8 protein-coding genes are annotated in these 19,703 nt (G+C 26.1%); 3 read left to right on the forward strand and 5 right to left on the reverse strand.

Annotation, left to right across the window (positions count from 1 at the left end; translation table 11 throughout):
* Window positions 1-10: 10 nt before the first annotated feature.
* From rpoC to typA, 3 genes are all read left to right on the forward strand, one after another.
* Window positions 11-4,228 carry a DNA-directed RNA polymerase subunit beta' gene (gene rpoC, locus GII40_RS00500; RefSeq protein ID WP_226813453.1) on the forward strand — a complete coding sequence of 1,406 codons (4,218 nt, stop codon included), beginning with the start codon at window positions 11-13 and terminating at the stop codon, window positions 4,226-4,228.
* Window positions 4,229-5,477: 1,249 nt separating this feature from the next.
* Complete coding sequence (pfkA, locus tag GII40_RS00505) at window positions 5,478-6,440, forward strand: 6-phosphofructokinase (RefSeq protein ID WP_226813454.1); 963 nt, start codon at window positions 5,478-5,480, stop codon at window positions 6,438-6,440.
* Between the two features lie 973 nt (window positions 6,441-7,413).
* Entirely contained in the window at window positions 7,414-9,237 is a 1,824-nt protein-coding gene (gene typA / locus GII40_RS00510) for a translational GTPase TypA (RefSeq protein ID WP_226813455.1), read from the forward strand.
* A 2,583-nt stretch (window positions 9,238-11,820) separates the two neighbouring features.
* Here the strand turns inward: typA and GII40_RS00515 are convergent.
* From GII40_RS00515 to trhO, 5 genes are all read right to left on the reverse strand, one after another.
* Complete coding sequence (locus GII40_RS00515; RefSeq protein WP_226813456.1) at window positions 11,821-12,591, reverse strand: ABC transporter permease; 771 nt, start codon at window positions 12,589-12,591, stop codon at window positions 11,821-11,823.
* Window positions 12,584-13,531, reverse strand: coding sequence for an ABC transporter ATP-binding protein (locus GII40_RS00520; RefSeq protein ID WP_226813457.1), 948 nt, complete (start codon window positions 13,529-13,531; stop codon window positions 12,584-12,586). The genes GII40_RS00515 and GII40_RS00520 overlap by 8 nt, the downstream gene beginning before the upstream one ends.
* Window positions 13,532-15,247: 1,716 nt before the next feature.
* Window positions 15,248-16,552 carry a phosphopyruvate hydratase gene (eno, locus tag GII40_RS00525; RefSeq protein WP_226813458.1) on the reverse strand — a complete coding sequence of 435 codons (1,305 nt, stop codon included), beginning with the start codon at window positions 16,550-16,552 and terminating at the stop codon, window positions 15,248-15,250.
* Between the two features lie 76 nt (window positions 16,553-16,628).
* Window positions 16,629-18,269, reverse strand: a complete 1,641-nt coding sequence (locus GII40_RS00530) for a CTP synthase (protein WP_226813459.1) — start codon at window positions 18,267-18,269, stop codon at window positions 16,629-16,631.
* A gap of 306 nt (window positions 18,270-18,575) precedes the next feature.
* Window positions 18,576-19,532, reverse strand: coding sequence for an oxygen-dependent tRNA uridine(34) hydroxylase TrhO (gene trhO / locus GII40_RS00535; protein WP_226813460.1), 957 nt, complete (start codon window positions 19,530-19,532; stop codon window positions 18,576-18,578).
* Window positions 19,533-19,703: the final 171 nt, after the last annotated feature.

The following is a 19,703-nucleotide window of genomic DNA, read 5'->3' on the forward strand; positions in this document are numbered from 1 at the left end:
GAGCTAATCCGTGAAAGACTTACTAAAGTTTCTGAAAGCTCAAACTAAGACTGAAGAGTTTGACGCAATCAAAATTACTCTGGCCTCGCCAGATATGATACGTTCTTGGTCATTCGGAGAAGTAAAAAAACCGGAAACTATTAACTACCGTACATTTAAACCAGAACGTGACGGTCTTTTTTGTGCTCGTATCTTTGGACCAGTAAAAGATTATGAATGTCTATGCGGTAAATATAAACGTTTAAAACATCGTGGTGTTATTTGTGAAAAGTGTGGTGTTGAAGTTACTCAAACTAAAGTACGTCGTGAACGCATGGGTCATATCGAATTAGCTTCTCCTGCTGCTCATATTTGGTTTTTAAAATCATTACCATCCCGCATTGGTTTATTATTAGACATGCCATTACGTGATATTGAGCGCGTACTATATTTTGAATCATATGTTGTTGTAGAATCTGGTATGACTAATCTAGAGCATCGTCAAATTTTGACTGAAGAGCAATATCTAGATTCTTTAGAAGAATTTGGTGATGAATTTGATGCAAAGATGGGAGCTGAGGCTATTCAATATCTTTTAAAGAACATGGTTTTAGAAGTGGAATGCGAACAACTACGTGAAGAATTATATGAAACGAATTCTGAAACTAAACGTAAAAAAATGACTAAGCGTATTAAATTACTTGAAGCTTTTATGCAGTCTGGTAATAAACCAGAATGGATGATATTAACTGTCCTGCCAGTTTTACCTCCAGATTTACGTCCATTAGTACCCTTGGATGGTGGCCGTTTCGCAACTTCTGACTTAAACGATTTATATCGTCGGGTTATCAATCGTAATAATCGTTTAAAACGTTTATTAGATCTAGCAGCACCAGATATTATTGTACGCAACGAAAAACGAATGCTTCAGGAAGCAGTTGATGCTTTATTAGACAATGGTCGTCGTGGACGAGCAATTGCTGGGTCTAATAAACGTCCTTTAAAGTCTTTAGCGGATATGATAAAAGGTAAACAAGGTCGTTTTCGTCAAAATTTACTAGGTAAACGTGTAGATTATTCTGGTCGTTCTGTTATAACTGTAGGACCATATCTACGTTTACATCAATGTGGATTACCTAAAAAAATGGCATTAGAATTATTTAAGCCATTTATATATGGAAAATTAGAACTACGTGGTCTTGCTACGACTATTAAAGCTGCAAAGAAAATGGTTGAACGCGAAGAATCTATTGTTTGGGATATTTTGGATGAAGTTATTCGAGAACATCCAGTTATGCTAAATCGCGCACCAACATTACATCGTTTAGGTATTCAGGCATTTGAACCATTATTAATTGAAGGTAAAGCTATTCAGTTACATCCTTTAGTATGTGCAGCTTATAATGCTGATTTTGATGGTGATCAAATGGCTGTTCACGTACCATTAACTCTTGAAGCTCAGCTAGAAGCTCGTGCATTAATGATGTCTACTAATAATATTCTTTCACCTGCAAATGGTGAGCCCATTATTGTTCCTTCTCAGGACGTTGTATTGGGTTTATATTATATGACTCGTGACTCTGTTAATGCTAAAGGTGAAGGCATGATTCTTAGTAGTTCTAAAGAAGCTGAGCGTATTTATCGTTCTGGAATAGCTTCTTTGCATGCTAGAGTAAAAGTTCGTATAACACAAACAAACAAAAATATAGAAGGCAAATGGATCACTACTACTAGTGTAGTAGATACTACTATTGGTCGTGCAATATTATGGATGATTGTACCGCAGGGATTACCTTATGCTATGGTTAACCAGCTTTTAGGTAAAAAAGCTATTTCTAAAATGCTAAATACTTGTTATCGCATATTAGGTTTAAAACCTACCGTTATCTTTGCTGATCAAATCATGTACACTGGTTTTGCCTATGCTGCTCGTTCTGGCGCCTCTGTTGGTATTGATGACATGGTTATTCCAGAAAAAAAAGTAGACATTATCTCTGAAGCTGAAATAGAGGTTGCTGATATTCAAGAACAATTTCAGTCTGGCCTAGTTACAGCAGGTGAGCGTTATAATAAAGTCATTGATATTTGGGCTGCTGCTAATGAACGTGTTGCGCAAGCTATGATGGAAAATCTTTCTACTGAGTTAGTTGTTAATAATAAAGGCCAACAAGAGAGTCAAGTATCTTTTAATAGTATCTTTATGATGGCTGATTCCGGTGCTCGTGGTTCTGCAGCACAAATTCGTCAATTAGCTGGTATGCGTGGTTTAATGGCTAAACCTGATGGTTCTATTATAGAAACACCAATTACTGCAAATTTTCGTGAAGGTTTAAATGTATTGCAATATTTTATATCTACTCATGGAGCTCGAAAAGGATTAGCAGATACTGCACTAAAAACAGCTAACTCTGGTTACCTTACTCGTCGTTTAGTTGATGTAGCGCAAGATTTAGTTGTAATTGAAGATGATTGTGGTACTCATAATGGTATTGTTATGACTCCGGTTATTGAAGGAGGTGATGTTAAAGAACCTTTACGTGATCGGGTATTAGGTCGTGTAACTGCTGAAGCTGTTATTAAACCAGGTACAAAAGATATTCTTGTTTCACGTAATACCTTACTAAATGAAAAATGGTGTGATATACTAGAAGAATATTCTGTGGATATTATTAAGGTGCGTTCAGTTGTTACTTGTGACACTAATTTTGGTGTATGTGTACATTGTTATGGTCGTGATTTAGCTCGTGGACATCTAATTAATAAAGGAGAAGCAATAGGTGTTATAGCTGCACAATCTATTGGAGAACCTGGTACACAGCTAACAATGCGTACATTTCATATTGGTGGTGCTGCTTCTCGTGCTGCAGCAGAATCGAGTGTTCAGGTAAAAAGTACAGGTCGTTTAAAATTAAATAATGCAAAGTTTGTTTTTAATAGTGATAATAAATTAGTGATTACTTCTCGTCATACTGAGTTAAAACTAATAGATACATTTGGCCGTACCAAAGAAAGTTATAAAGTTCCTTATGGATCTGTTATGGCTAAAGGAGATGGTGCAAAAGTTTATGGTGGAGATATTGTGGCTAATTGGGATCCACATACAATGCCTGTAGTGTCAGAGGTAAGTGGATTTATACGTTTCATCGATATCATTGATACTCAAACTATTACTCGTCAAACAGATGAACTAACTGGTTTATCTTCTTTAGTAGTATTAGATTCTGCAGAGCGTTCTGGTAGCGGTAAAGATTTACGTCCATCTTTAAAAATAGTTGATATTAATGGCGCAGACGTTTTAATTCCAGGTACTGATATTTCAGCACAATATTTTTTACCTGGTAAAGCGATCGTGCAGTTAGAAGATGCTGCGCAGATACATACAGGAGATACTTTAGCACGTATTCCGCAAGAATCTGGTGGTACTAAAGATATTACAGGTGGTTTACCACGTGTTGCTGATTTATTTGAAGCTCGTCGTCCTAAAGAATCTGCTATTTTAGCAGAAATTACAGGTATCATTTCTTTTGGAAAAGAAACAAAAGGTAAACGTCGTTTGGTTATTACTCCTATAGATGGTAGTGCACCATATGAAGAAATGATTCCAAAATGGCGTCAACTAAATGTATTTGAAGGTGAATACGTAGAACGCGGTGACGTAGTTTCTGATGGACCAGAATCTCCACATGATATTTTACGCTTACGAGGCGTACATGCTGTTACTCGTTATATTACGAATGAAGTGCAAGATGTTTATCGTTTACAAGGTGTTAAAATTAATGATAAACATATAGAAGTCATTGTTCGTCAGATGTTACGTAAAGCAACGATTAAAAATGCTGGAAGTTGTGAATTTTTGGTGGGTGAGCAAGTTGAGTTTGCTCGTATTAAAATGGCAAATCGTGAGTTAGAAAATAATGGTAAAATATTAGCAACTTATAATCGTGATTTATTAGGTATTACTAAAGCTTCGTTAGCTACTGAGTCATTTATTTCTGCGGCTTCTTTTCAAGAGACTACGCGTGTGTTAACTGAAGCTGCTGTTGCTGGTAAAGGTGATGAATTACGTGGTCTTAAAGAAAATGTAATTGTGGGTCGTCTAATTCCTGCCGGTACTGGTTATTCTTATCACCAGGCTCGTGTACGTCGTAAATATCAGCATGAAGATTCTATATCGCCACAAGTAAGTGCTGAAGAAGCAACTGCTAATTTAGCAGAATTACTAAACGCAGATATACAGCATGACAACTAATCTCAACAGTTAATCCCAGTCAATAAAAAACCGTCTTTAAAGACGGTTTTTTATTGACTGGGATTAACTGTTGAGATTAGTTGTCATGCTGTATATCTGCGTTTAGTAATTCTGCTAAATTATATTAAATACATTAATTTAATGATAATAAATAATCTTTATTATACTTTAATTTTATTGAGTATAGTCAATCTTTGTATTAAGATAAATATTAAAATATTCATTAAAATAAATAATATATTGATTATTGTTTATATATACTATATATCATTTAATCAACAATAAATAATCTTTATTTAAATTGATCGTAAAAATTTAACATAATTATTATTAACACTATTTTGCATATTTTAATAATAAAAGTATTATTATTAGCTCTTAATATTAATTAATAAAATTATATTATGTAAAAAATATATATCTTTTTATTCTAAATTACTTTTATGTATTTATAAATATATTGTATATAAAATATATTTAATATTTATTATTAGTAATTTGTTAAATTATTCATTATAGAAAATAAGAAAAATCCTATAATAAGGTTTTATAAAAATAAATTATATACAATACACACGGAATAACCTATAACATTATTAATGCTTATAATATTTATTTAAAAATATTATAATATTTATTTTATATTAAATATGATAATGTAAAATTTATAAAAATATTTAAAATATCTTTATATTATATTAATAACGATAATTATGTTAGCATATTGAAATATTTTTTAAAAAACTAAAAAAGCTAGATAGCTGGTAACTAAGGTAAATATAAAATTATCTAAATTAATTGATTAATGTCAATTAAAATTAATCAATTAATTTACTTAAATAAAATAATAATTTTAAAAAATATATAAGATAATTAATTTTGTACTAATGATGATAAAATTAATTATTTTAAATATATTTTTAAATAAATTACATAGTAATCTATACTTAAAAGTATTTCGATTAAATCACATTAGATATCATCTTATAAATTATTATTTATTATACATGGAATTTATACTTTACACAGATACTATTTATATATATCAAATAATGTCTATTTAATAACATACTACAGTACATATGTTTAGATATTTAACTTAATGTAATAAAAAATAGAAAATATTAGTTTCAATACAGAAACATTTTTATTAAAAATAATATAATTAAAAGTAAGTAAATTAATTATTACTTATAATAATTACAATATAAAATATATAGAATATCAATTATACAGTTGAGAGATAGTAATGATAAAAAAAATAGGTGTATTAACAAGTGGTGGTGATGCTCCAGGTATGAATGCTGCAATTCGTGGTGTTGTTCGTGCCGCATTAGCAAAAGATTTAAAAGTATATGGTATTGAGGAAGGATATCTTGGATTATATGAAGGACGCATAAAGCAATTGCATCGTTCAAGTGTTTCTGACATGATTAATCGTGGTGGCACTTTTTTAGGTTCTGCACGGTTCCCAGAGTTTCGTAATCATACAGTATGTAAAAAAGCTCTTAAAAATATGCATAAATTTGCATTAGACGCATTAATAGTTATAGGCGGTGATGGGTCATATATGGGTGCAAAACTTATTACTGGAATGGGTATTCCTTGTATTGGATTACCTGGTACAATTGATAATGATGTTGCTGGTACTGATTATACTATAGGTTATTTTACTGCTCTTGAAACTGTTGTTGAAGCAATAGATCGTTTAAGAGATACTTCTACTTCTCATCAACGTATTTCTATTGTTGAAGTTATGGGTCGTCATTGTGGAGACTTAACTTTAGCTGCTGCTATTGCAGGGGGCTGCGAATTTATCGTACTACCAGAAGTAGCATTTAAACGTGATAATTTAGTAAACGAAATTAAAGCTGGTATCATTAAAGGTAAAAAACATGCTATTGTAGTGATTACTGAGCATATTTGTAATATTGATGAATTAGCAAAATGTATTGAACAGGAAACTCATCGTGAAACTCGTGCAACTGTTCTAGGTCATATACAACGTGGTGGAGCTCCAGTAGCCTATGATCGCATTTTAGCATCTCGTATGGGTGCATATTCTATTGAATTATTATTACTAGGCTATGGTGGTCGTTGTGTTGGCATACAAAATGAAAAACTTGTGCATCATGACTTTATTGATGCAGTAGAAAATATGAAACGTCCTTTTAAAAGTGATTGGTTACAAACAGCACAAGTTCTTTATTAATTTATTATATATTATATTTAATATTTATTATTTTAGTTTAATTATAAATCATCAAAATAATTACTATTTAAAAAATTTATTAAATCTTTAACATATTTTAATTAATAACTATTTGATATTATATATATTCATATTATGAATAATAATTTTTAGAGAACAACAAATTTTCTTAAGATGAATATAATATTTATTATATAGAATATGATTCTTATATTGATAGATATTAATATATAATTATCTTACAAAAACTAAAATAATAATATATTGTATTTTGATTAATTAATTAAATTTTTAAAATTTTATTCTTTAATGTATATCAAATTATTATATATTATTACATATTTTATCTTATCTAATAAAAATGAAAGATCTATTTATAATAAAACTAATTTTTTAAAGTATTACTGTAATTATTAAACTAGTATATCTATACCGTATTTTACTCTAAAATATTATAACATATAATAATGGTTATTGTATTATGTAATAATTTAATATTATATTGATGTTACATCAGATATTATACTCAATATATATTATTTATTTTTAATATTAATTAAAATCTTACTTAATTTAAAATATAGTATTAACTTTATTAATACTAATTATAATTAGTATTAATAAATTACAGATATATAAATATATAGAAATATTTATTTTAATATATTGTTCTAAATTATTATAGAAATATTTTATAAATGATATTCTTTATTCATCTATAGTAATGTATTGTAATGTCTTTAATATTAGTGCAATGTTTATGCAAAATTATTTAATATTAATATTAGTAGTATAATGAATATTTTATATGTATGATTTATTAAAATAATTGATTTTACATCTCTGATGAAGATTAAATACAATTTAATATAATAATTTTTATTATATCTTTATAAAAAGTTTTATAAATATTTTATATATCTTACATTGTTTGTATAATAATATAACATATTAATAATATTGAGGAAAAACTATGATTAAAAAATTGCGTAACATCGCTATTATTGCGCATGTTGACCATGGAAAAACTACTCTTGTTGATAAGTTATTACAACAATCAGGTACACTCAGTATACATGCAGAAGCTACAGAACGTATTATGGACTCACATTATTTGGAAAAAGAACGTGGGATTACTATTCTTGCAAAAAATACTGCTATTAATTGGAAAAGTTATTGCATTAATATAGTAGATACTCCAGGACATGCTGATTTTGGTGGTGAAGTAGAACGTGTTATGTCTATGGTTGATTCAGTTCTTTTAGTAGTAGATGCAATAGATGGACCTATGCCACAAACTCGTTTTGTCACACAAAAAGCATTTTTGTACCATCTTAACCCAATTGTAGTAATTAATAAAATTGATCGTGAGGGAGCTAGGCCTGATTGGGTTGTAGATCAAGTATTTGATTTATTTATCAATCTAAATGCAACTGATAAACAATTAGATTTTCCAGTAATTTACACTTCTGCATTACATGGTATTGCAGGTTTAAATTATAATAATATGGCTAATGATATGACTCCGCTATATCAAGCAATTATTGAGCATGTATCTCCCCCACAAGTTGAAATAGATGCACCACTTCAAATGCAGATATCTCAGTTAGACTATAATAATTATTTAGGTATTATAGGTATTGGACGTATTAAACGCGGTACAATCAAACCTAATCAACAGGTTACTATTATTGATAGCTTAGGCAATACTCGTCCAGGGAAAATAAACAAAGTACTTACGCATATGGGTTTGGAACGTATTGAAGCTGATATAGCTCAAGCAGGTAATATTATTGCTATTACTGGTCTTGATAATCTTAATATTTCAGATTCTATTTGTGCAGTTGATTATGTTGAATCTTTGCCTGCATTAAATGTTGATAAACCTACTGTTAATATGTTTTTCTGTGTTAATACTTCTCCTTTTTGTGGTAAAGAAGGTAAATATGTCACCTCTCGTCAAATTTTAGATCGCTTAAAGAGAGAATTAGTTCATAATATTGCTCTACAAGTAGAAGAAACTGAAGATGCAGATGTATTCTGTGTTTCAGGACGTGGTGAACTTCACTTGTCTGTATTGATCGAGAATATGCGACGTGAAGGTTTTGAGTTAGCTGTTTCACGTCCTAAAGTAATTAATCGTAAAATTGATGGACGAATACAAGAACCATTTGAAAATGTTACTTTAGATATTGAAGAACAACATCAAGGTTCTATTATGAAAGCTATTAGTAAGCGTAGAGGAACTATTAATAATATGCTCCCAGATGGTAAGGGTCGAGTACGTTTAGATTATATTATTCCTGCACGTGGATTAATTGGTTTTCGTATTGAATTTATGACTATGACTTCTGGCACAGGATTGCTATATTCTACTTTTAGTCATTATAGTGATTTACGTCCAGGTAATATAGGTCAACGTCAAAATGGTGTATTGATTTCTAACGGTCAAGGTAAAGCAGTTGCTTTTGCTTTATTTAGTTTACAAGATCGTGGTAAATTATTTTTAAGTCATGGTGCCGCAGTATATGAAGGTCAAATAATTGGTATTCATAAACGTTCTAATGATCTTACAGTTAATTGTTTAACTGGTAAAAAATTGACTAATATGCGTGCTTCTGGTACTGATGAGGCAACCACTTTAATTCCTGCAGTTACATTATCATTAGAGCAAGCTTTAGAATTCATTGATGATGATGAACTAGTAGAAGTAACACCATTATCAGTTCGTCTTCGTAAACGCTACCTATCTGAAAATGAACGTCGCCAAGCAACTCGTTCTTCCAAAGTAAAATAGTATGTCTTACTATTTTAGTATCTGGTATCATTAAAAGTGAAAATATACCTTATGAAATTATAATTAATAATTTTATTTTTTGTAAAAAATCAATTTAATTACTGGTATACATATAATTATTAAATATTTATTATATTGATAATGATAAATTTAACAGATAAAATACAATTTGAATGTTATTTTTTAGATATTTTTAAAATAGATATATCTATATCTATATATTAAATATTGTATTTTTATATATTATTAAAATTATAGTTAATTCTTGATTATTTTATAATTATTAATTATTTCTTATTGATATAAAAATTATTAATAATAAAATATACCTTCAGTAATCATATTTATAATATTATAGAACCTATTATGCAGTAATATATAAATATTATTTAATATTAAGTATTATTATAATAATTATTTAGTATAATAAAAAAGTTACTTGATTATACTAATGTTTAAACAAATAAAATAAACCAACTAATTGATACTATAATTGCATAATTAAATTATCAATTAGTTTGTGAATATTATACAGGATAAATAAGTGAATAATGTATATTGAATGACTTCATAGTCATGTAAAGTAATTCATATATATTAATACGATTAATAAAATATGATATAATAAGCAATGTTCTTTATAATTGATTAATTGATAGTTTATTAAAAAATTATTATATTACTAACTAATAGATACATTATTAATAATATATACTTTAAAAGTATACTATGTTATCTTGAAGTTAATGATTACTTTCAATTACTGATTATAAATATTATTTAGATAATATAAGTAGTATTACTATATGTAATATAAAATTATCATAATAGTTATTAAATTATAATAAAAAGATTATATTTTAAAAAAATTATTATATAATATATAAATATATTTTATTCATATCAATAATCAATTATTTTAATAAACAAACAAGATTTTACAAATACATTATATGATAATTACTTTACAACAGTAATATTTTTATATTATATGAATTGATTATATATTTTATATATCAAATATTTATATAACAATTAATCAGATTACCATTATTATTTTTAGATTATTTATGTAAAAGGTTATTTTTTTATAAAAAATACGTTTTAAGTAGATTATACTATTACTATAGTAATTTATAATTTATGCTTATATAGCAATGTTATTTACTACATAAATAAAAAATACTAGTTTATTTGTAATAATAATAGTATATTAATTACAAAATATAGCAATATCATAGTACTAATTATTATATCATTATATTTTTAATAACTTATTGTTTTTTATACATATTTTGTATTTAATAATAATTAAATAACTCAATTTTAAAAAAATTTCTAATCTATTAATTTAGTATATATATAATATATAAATCATTAATCTTAAGCATATCTTTATTTTATAAATAATATTGATTATTATTAAATAATATATTTCAATTTTTAATTGAAGATATTTTATGCATTTTTATTAAATAATTTTTTTAATAAGGAATGTTATTTATGATGTTTGAAGAAAATTATTATTTGTATATATTTTAGTATATTAATCTTATTAAGATTTGTATTATGATTTAATCATATGTATTATTCATTAGTATAATAAGCTAATTTTTTTAAAAAAATTATAATAATGATATTATTAGTAATACATAAATTGTATCAATGTACGTAAATATATGATATTTTGCTACTTATATTCTAATTTTTAATATATTGTATTGTGATAAAATTATTTCCATATTATCTATTCAGAACAATAAATTATATTTATTAATTTTTTAAAAATATATTATTATAATAAATAATGATATTTATTACCGATAATAATGCATTTACATATAATTAATCTAATTAAAATAAATTTTATTTATATATATTATAATATAAAATAGTCAAGTACTTCAAAATATAATATTAGTATTGTTTATTATTGATCATTGATTACTTAATAAATATCATTAATGATTATAATCAATGTCTTTAATAATGCCTTATAATTTGAAATAAAATCATAATAAATTTATTATTGATTATTTATTAATATTAGTAATTAATTAAATACACTACTTATGATTTTAATAAATTTATAAAATTATCACATATAATGAATTAATATAATATATCTTAAAAGATTAAATTTAATAAATAACATAATTTTAAAAATTTTATATTTATTTTTTATTACTAAATATATTACTATTGTATTTGCGTTATTAATATTGTTCTACATTAATAGAAAGTACATTATTATAAATATTAATATTTTTATATGTGTATTGAATAATACAGCTATAAAAATATATGTATATTTTGTAAGTGTTTAATAAAAATATTCATAAAACATTATATTTTAATTATGATACATATAATATCTATTATGTACATGAAATATTAATTTTAATTGATTAAAATATTTTATTTATATATTCTATGTATTAATTAAATATCAGTATATTAATATTTTAAATATAAATATTTAGTTAATAAATTTAATTATAGTTTTCTTTATAAAATCATTTTAATTTTATTAAATATTTTAGATAAATAAATACTAATATACTTAAATAATTAGATTAATAATTAAATTTTTAAATTAGTTCCTATCTCCATTAAATACCAAATTATTAAGTAAAAGATCATAATAAAAGTTAGTAATATCATAAAACTAAAAAATAATGAAACATCATGCATACCTAGAAATCCAAAACGAAATCCACTAATAATATAAATAATAGGATTTAATTTTGATATTTTTTGCCAAAAAGAAGGTAAGAGCGTTAATGTATAAAATACTCCTCCTAAATAAATTAATGGCGTTAATATAAAAGTCGGTATTAAACTAATATCATCAAAAGTTTTGGCAAAAACTGCATTCAGTAAGCCTCCTAATGAAAATAAAATAGCTGTACATAACAAAGTTGTTATTATAATAATCCAGCTATGTATATGAAACGGAACAAAAAATAATGATACTAGCGTTACCAGAGTACCTACGCATATACCTCTTATAGTACCGCCTCCAACAAAGCCAATAATAATAATATGTGTTGTTAATGGCGCAATAAGTAATTCTTCAATATTGCGTTGAAACTTAGCGCTAAAAAACGATGAAGCAACATTTAAATAAGAATTAATCATTACTGACATCATAATTAATCCAGGTGTAATAAATTGTACATAATTAAAACCATGCATTTTACCTATTCTAGGGCCAATAAGGTTACCAAAAATAATAAAATATAGGGTTATAGTAATAACTGGTGGCATTAGTGTTTGGATCCAAATTCTAGTAAAGCGGTAAATTTCTTTACTCCAAATACTTTTTAATGCAATCCAATGCAATTTAGTCATACTTTTTCCCCGAATTAATAAGTATTTTTTTATTATTATTGTGTATTAAGGTAATAAATAGCTCTTCTAAACGATTAGTTTTATTACGCATGCTTAATACTTTTACTCCTTGTGCACTTAGTTGACTAAAAATATCATTGAGCGTTTGATGTTGTTGCACTTTAACTTCTAATGTTGCACTATGAAGAGTGTTTTGATAACCCTCTAATTTTGGTAATGGATCTTGAGATGCTAAATCTAGAATAAAAGTTTCTGATTTTAACTGAGATAGCAATTGTTTGATTGAAGTATTTTCAATTAACTGCCCGTTTTGAATGATTCCTATATTACGGCAAAGTGTTTCTGCTTCCTCCAAATAGTGAGTAGTAAGAATAATAGTAGTACCACATTTATTAAGTTGTTTAAATAATTCCCACATAGAACGTCGTAATTCAATATCAATACCTGCTGTTGGTTCATCTAAAATTAAGAGTTTTGGCTCATGCATTAACGCACGAGCAATCATTAAACGACGTTTCATACCGCCGGATAGCATACGTGCAATCTCATAACGTTTATTCCAAAGATGAAGTTTTTTTAGGTATTGCTGAGCACGTAATAATGCTGTTGGATATGTTAAACCATAATAACATGCCTGATGTACTACAATTTGTATGACAGTTTCAAATTGATTAAAATTAAATTCCTGTGGAACTAAACCAATTTGTCTTTTAGCTTGTATACTATCACGTTCTATATCATAACCAAATATTTTCACTGTACCAGAAGATTTCTTTATTAACGAGCTAATAATACCAATGATAGTTGATTTACCCGCACCATTAGATCCTAATAAAGCATAAAAATCTCCTGCTTGTACTATTAAATTAATTCCTTGCAATGCTTTTACACAACCAACATAAGTTTTTGTGATATTTGATAGTTCTAATGCATATACCATTATATTTACGTACCTTTATAACTATCTATAATTAAAATTATAGATACGAAGGTAATATTTTGTGTTTTATTAAAAAATCGAGATAGGAAATACGTATTTAAGAAATTTATTCTTAGAATATACAATCATTAACAAATTATGCATATAACATCATATGTGTTATATTATTTTATAATAAATAATTTTATAGATGCTAAGTTAATAAAAATTATTACATATAATAATGATTTCTATCAAAATATAATATTAATAAAAATAGTAATATTATTAGTTAGTATTCATTGATAAACATTATGTATGTAATTATATGTAATAACTACTTCAATATATCATCAATAATGAATTTTAAAATACAAACGTTATAATATTTATTATCTTCTTGTAATAAATTTTATTTTTTATATGTTTTCAGTTATAATGCTATCTAATTATTTTATTATAAAATTATACATTTTTAGTATACATGTTTCAAAGTACTAATTATTGAGTAAGTATTACAAATAAATATATTTTACTAAGTAAAAATATTTATTATTTAAGTAATAATAATGTTCTTTTACTCTGCATAAAGAATAATTATTAATACAATATGCTATCAGTACTAATGATTATAAATTATATTAATAAAAAAATATATACATATTTTGTATAAAAATATTTTATATCCCAATCATATTTGTTATTAATTTTCTAAAAAGAACTAATAAAAGATTTAAGTTTCTTATAATAATTAATATTAATGATTATTAATAATATATCTCCTATTTTTATAGCATTATAAATAAGATATATTGATTTAATCTATCTATTAGATATTAGAAATATTAATATTTAATCTAGTACATTAGATATAATTTATATTATAAAATATTCAGTATTTAATAAATATAGTATATTATTTTTAATCAAAATAAATAGTAATACTATTTTATAAATTATTATAAAATTTAAGATTTATAATAATTTTTTAGTAGTACATAGAAAAATATTCTTAAATAAAATTTAAAAATGACTTCTTTTAAAAAATTATTATTTAATATATAATTAAATAAAAATATTTTATTTTAAAATAATACATATCTTAATAGATATCTTAATAGATATATACTGAATGTTATCAATTATCAATTCATTAACTAGTATTTTTTTATAAAAATATTTTTTTGGAGTAAATATTTTTATAATATAAAATGATTTATTAAATATTTAAAATAAGCAGAATATTATTGTTATAATATTTATTATGATATGATAAAGAATAAATATTCTGCTTTTTAGTTATTGATTATCAGTTATTACTAATTTATAAACTTAATTAATAGTAATTATTTAGTAAAAGTATAATATTTAAGAAAAAAATTATTTTCATACAAAAAAGCAGATTATTATTTCAACAATTATTTTCTTTGTTAGCAGTTGTATATTATGTATTACCTGTTTAATGTATTTCTATGTTATTTTTTAATATAAGCATAGTAAATGTTTTGTATTCCTGCATTTAACTAATATTAAACTTTAATAGAATTATTTTTTCAAGAAAATACAATAATAAATTTAATAATTTTTTAAAAAAATTATTAATATTAATTAAAATATATCAAATATTGCTTAATATGATTAATATACTAATAAATAGTACAAAATAAATACAATCATTCTATTAATAATTTTAAACAATATTATAATATATAAATATCTTTATCAATTTATATGTATTTACTGATTTTTAACTGCTTTAATACCGTAAAATGGAGCTATAATGCCTTGTAATGCTAAAGTTTCCTCTATACGAATCAGTTGATTATATTTAGCAACACGATCAGATCTACTCATAGAACCAGTTTTTATTTGTCCTGCATTAATGCCAACTGCTAAATCAGCTATGGTAACATCTTCAGTCTCACCTGAACGATGCGAGATAATAGTAGTATAACCAGCATTTTTAGCTATTTTTATAGTAGTTAAAGTTTCAGTTAGAGAACCAATTTGATTAAGTTTAATAAGTATTGAGTTAGCAATACCTTGTTTAATTCCTTCTTTTAGAATTTTACTATTAGTTACAAATAAATCATCACCGACTAATTGAATATTATTTCCTAAAATTTTAGTTTGATACTGAAATCCAGTCCAATCAGATTCATCTAAACCATCCTCAATAGAAACAATAGGATATTGTGTAGTTATGTTTTTCAAAAAATGCGTAAATTCTTGAGATGTGAAAGATTTGTTATTTTCACCAGCTAAAATATATTTACCATTTTTATAAAATTCAGAAGCAGCACAATCTATAGCAAGAGTAATATCCTTACCCATTTCGTAACCCGCTGCTTTAACTGCTTCAGATATAATAGTTAAAGCTTCTATATTGGAATTTAAATTTGGCGCATAGCCTCCTTCATCACCAACGGTAGTGTTCATGTTTTTAGATTTTAAGACTGTAGCTAAACTATGAAAAATTTCAGAACCTATACGAATAGCTTCTTTAAAATTGTTGGCACTAATAGGTTGAATCATAAATTCTTGTATATCTACATTGTTATTAGCATGCATACCACCGTTAATAATATTCATCATAGGCAAAGGCATAGAATATTTTCCTGGAGTACCATTTAATTCAGCAATATGTGCATATAGTGGTAATCCTTTAGCAGCAGCTGCAGCTTTAGAAGTAGCTAGAGAAACTGCTAAAATTGCATTAGCACCAAAATTAGATTTATTTTCTGTACCATCAAGCTCAATCATAATCCAATCTATATTAGATTGATCTTTAGCATTTTTACCTATAAGCGCTTTAGATATAGGACCATTCACAGCAGATACAGCTTTTAAAACACCTTTTCCCATAAAACGAGACATATCGTAATCACGTAATTCTAAGGCTTCACGAGAACCGGTTGATGCACCAGATGGCACGGCAGCCATACCTAAAAAACCACCTTCTAGATGTACTTCAGCCTCTATAGTAGGATTGCCACGTGAATCTATTATTTCACGACCAATGACTTTAATAATTTTAGACATTATTTTCTCCTGGATAAAATATTAATGAAAATTATAAAAAATAACATATTACTTAATTTTAACACTAATATAAATTTTATTTATTTTGTTGACGTTTTTGGTATTCACTAGCTGCTTTAATAAAACTAGTAAATAAAGGATGTCCATCACGTGGTGTAGAAGTAAATTCTGGGTGAAACTGAGATGCAATAAACCAAGGATGATTTGGTAGTTCAATGATTTCTACAAGTTTATTATCAACAGATCGACCAGTTATACGTAAACCAGCTTTTTGAATTTGTTTTAAAAATATGTTATTTGCTTCATATCGATGACGATGACGTTCAAATATTATTGTTGAACCGTATACCTTATGAACTAAACTACCTTTAATAAGAATACATTGTTGTTTACCTAGACGCATTGTTCCACCTAAATCTTTTTTTACTGTACGTATTTTTATATTATTGTTTGTATTGCACCATTCTGAAATTAATGCAATAACTGGATATTTACAATTAGGTACAAACTCAGTAGAGTTTGCATCAGGCATACCTGCTACATTACGTGCAAATTCTATTAAAGCAACTTGCATACCTAAACAAATGCCTAAATACGGAATATTATTTTCACGAGCATAGCGCACAGTTGCAATTTTGCCAGCTATACCACGGTAACCAAAACCTCCTGGTATAAGGATAGCATCAAGATTTTTTAATAAAGATACTCCTTTAGATTCAATATCTTCAGAATTAATCATTTGAATATTTACAGTTACACAATTTTTAAGACCGCCGTGTTTTAAAGCTTCTATTATAGATTTATAAGCATCAGGTAATTCTATGTATTTACCTACTATAACAATAGTCACCTCACCTTGGAGGTTTTCTTCTTCATAAATAACCTGTTGCCATTCTGATAAATTTGCTTCTGGACATTTTAAGCTAAATTTACTACAAATATAAGTATCTAAACCTTGAGATTTTAATAAAATTGGTATCTTATAAATAGAATTAACATCTTTAAGGGAAATGACTGCTTTTTTAGGAACATTACAAAATAATGCTATTTTTTCACGTTCATGTGCAGAAACTGTAAGATCTGAACGACAAATAAGTACGTCTGGTTGAATACCAATAGATAAAAGTTCTTTTACAGAGTGTTGTGTAGGTTTAGTTTTCATTTCTCCAGTAACAGCAATATACGGTACTAAAGTTAAATGTATATACATTGTATGTTCGTGACCTAATTCTATTGCCATTTGGCGAATAGCTTCTAGGAATGGTAATGATTCTATATCACCAACAGTACCACCAATTTCTACTAAAAATACATCATAACCTTTACCACCTGCAAGGATACGTTTCTTAATTGCATTGGTAATATGAGGAACAACTTGAACGGTAGCTCCGAGATAATCACCGCGGCGTTCTTTACGTAATACATCAGAATATATTCGACCAGTAGTAAAATTATTGCGATGTGACATTTTTGTTCGGATAAAACGCTCGTAATGACCTAAGTCCATATCAGTTTCTGCCCCATCTTCAGTAACAAAAACTTCTCCATGTTGTGTGGGACTGATAGTACCAGGATCAACGTTAATATAAGGATCTAATTTCATTATACTAACATTTAGACTACGAGCCTCTAGAATAGCTGCTAGAGATGCTGTTGCAATACCTTTACCTAGGGAGGATACCACCCCACCGGTTATAAAAATATAATTAGTTATCATGCTAAACCTGAAGATTAGTTATAAAAACGATAGAAGTACCAGCAAGAAGACGGTAATATACCTTAAGACTCTATTTTATGAACTATTAATTTTAAATAATATTTATGTTCTAAAATTTATTTATTGAATACGATATTGATAAATACTCATTTTTTATTCTATACATTAACTGATAGCTTCATATATAAATATCTCTAGGAGATTATTCTTACAATAAAAAATTGTTTTATAATAATCTCTATATATCAATATCTATATAAATTATATAATATACTTTATAAAAAAGTATTTTTTTATTTTTTATATCTAACATATTTTATTTTTCTCTGTCATTATTTTTAGGCACTGTAGACTACAATATTTATTGTATTTCTTAGAACAAGAAGAACATTGAATAAATAATAAATGACATTTATGGTTTAGACAGTTAACATGTGTATCACATGAAACACCACATTGATGGCAGTAAGATATTATTTCGTTAGTAATACGTTCTCCCATACGTTCATCAAAAACAAAATTTTTACCAATAAAATATATAGGCAATCCAAGAGTACGGGCATTACGTACATATTCGATAATGCCACCTGCTACGTGGTAAACATTGTTAAATCCTTTATATAACATATATGCACTGGCTTTTTCACAACGTATTCCTCCGGTACAGTACATAACAATTTTTTTATCTTTCTTATTTTTTAGCATTTCTACCATCATTGGTAGTTGATCACGAAATGTTTTGGATGGTATTGTTATAGCATTCATAAAATGTCCTATTTCATATTCGTAGTCATTACGGATATCAACAAATATAGCATTAGGATCATTGAGCATAACATTTACTTCTTTTGCTTGTAAGTATTGTCCTACATGAGCTAAATTAAAATTTGGGTCATTAATACCATCAGCTACAATACGGTCACGTATTTTAATACGTAATACCCAAAATGACTTCCCATTGTCATCTATTGCAACATTCATTCGTAAATTATTAAATTGTGGACAAGATTGATATAATGTTGTTTTCATTTTCTTGTAAAAGATAGTCGGTACTGAAATTTGTGCGTTTATACCTTCATGAGCAATATAAATACGCCCGAAAACTCTTAATTGATAAAAAGTTGCATATAATTTGTCGCGCAATTTTTGTTGATCATCAATATAACAATACTTATAAAATGAAACTGTAGTGCGTAATTCATTCGCAGACAACATACGTTTTTTAAGAATTTTATTTGATATGGTATTATGTAATACTAACATAAAATATATTATCTCCTTTATATAAAATAAATAAATATTTATTAAGTATATCCTAATAACTAATAAAATATTAGAATATCATAAGTAAATAATATGGATTATTAATTAATAAATATCTATATTTTGATAAAATCATATATACACTATTCTAAATTAAATAATAATTAATGT

Source organism: Candidatus Profftia lariciata, from assembly GCF_020541265.1.
Lineage (GTDB): Bacteria > Pseudomonadota > Gammaproteobacteria > Enterobacterales > Enterobacteriaceae > Profftia > Profftia lariciata.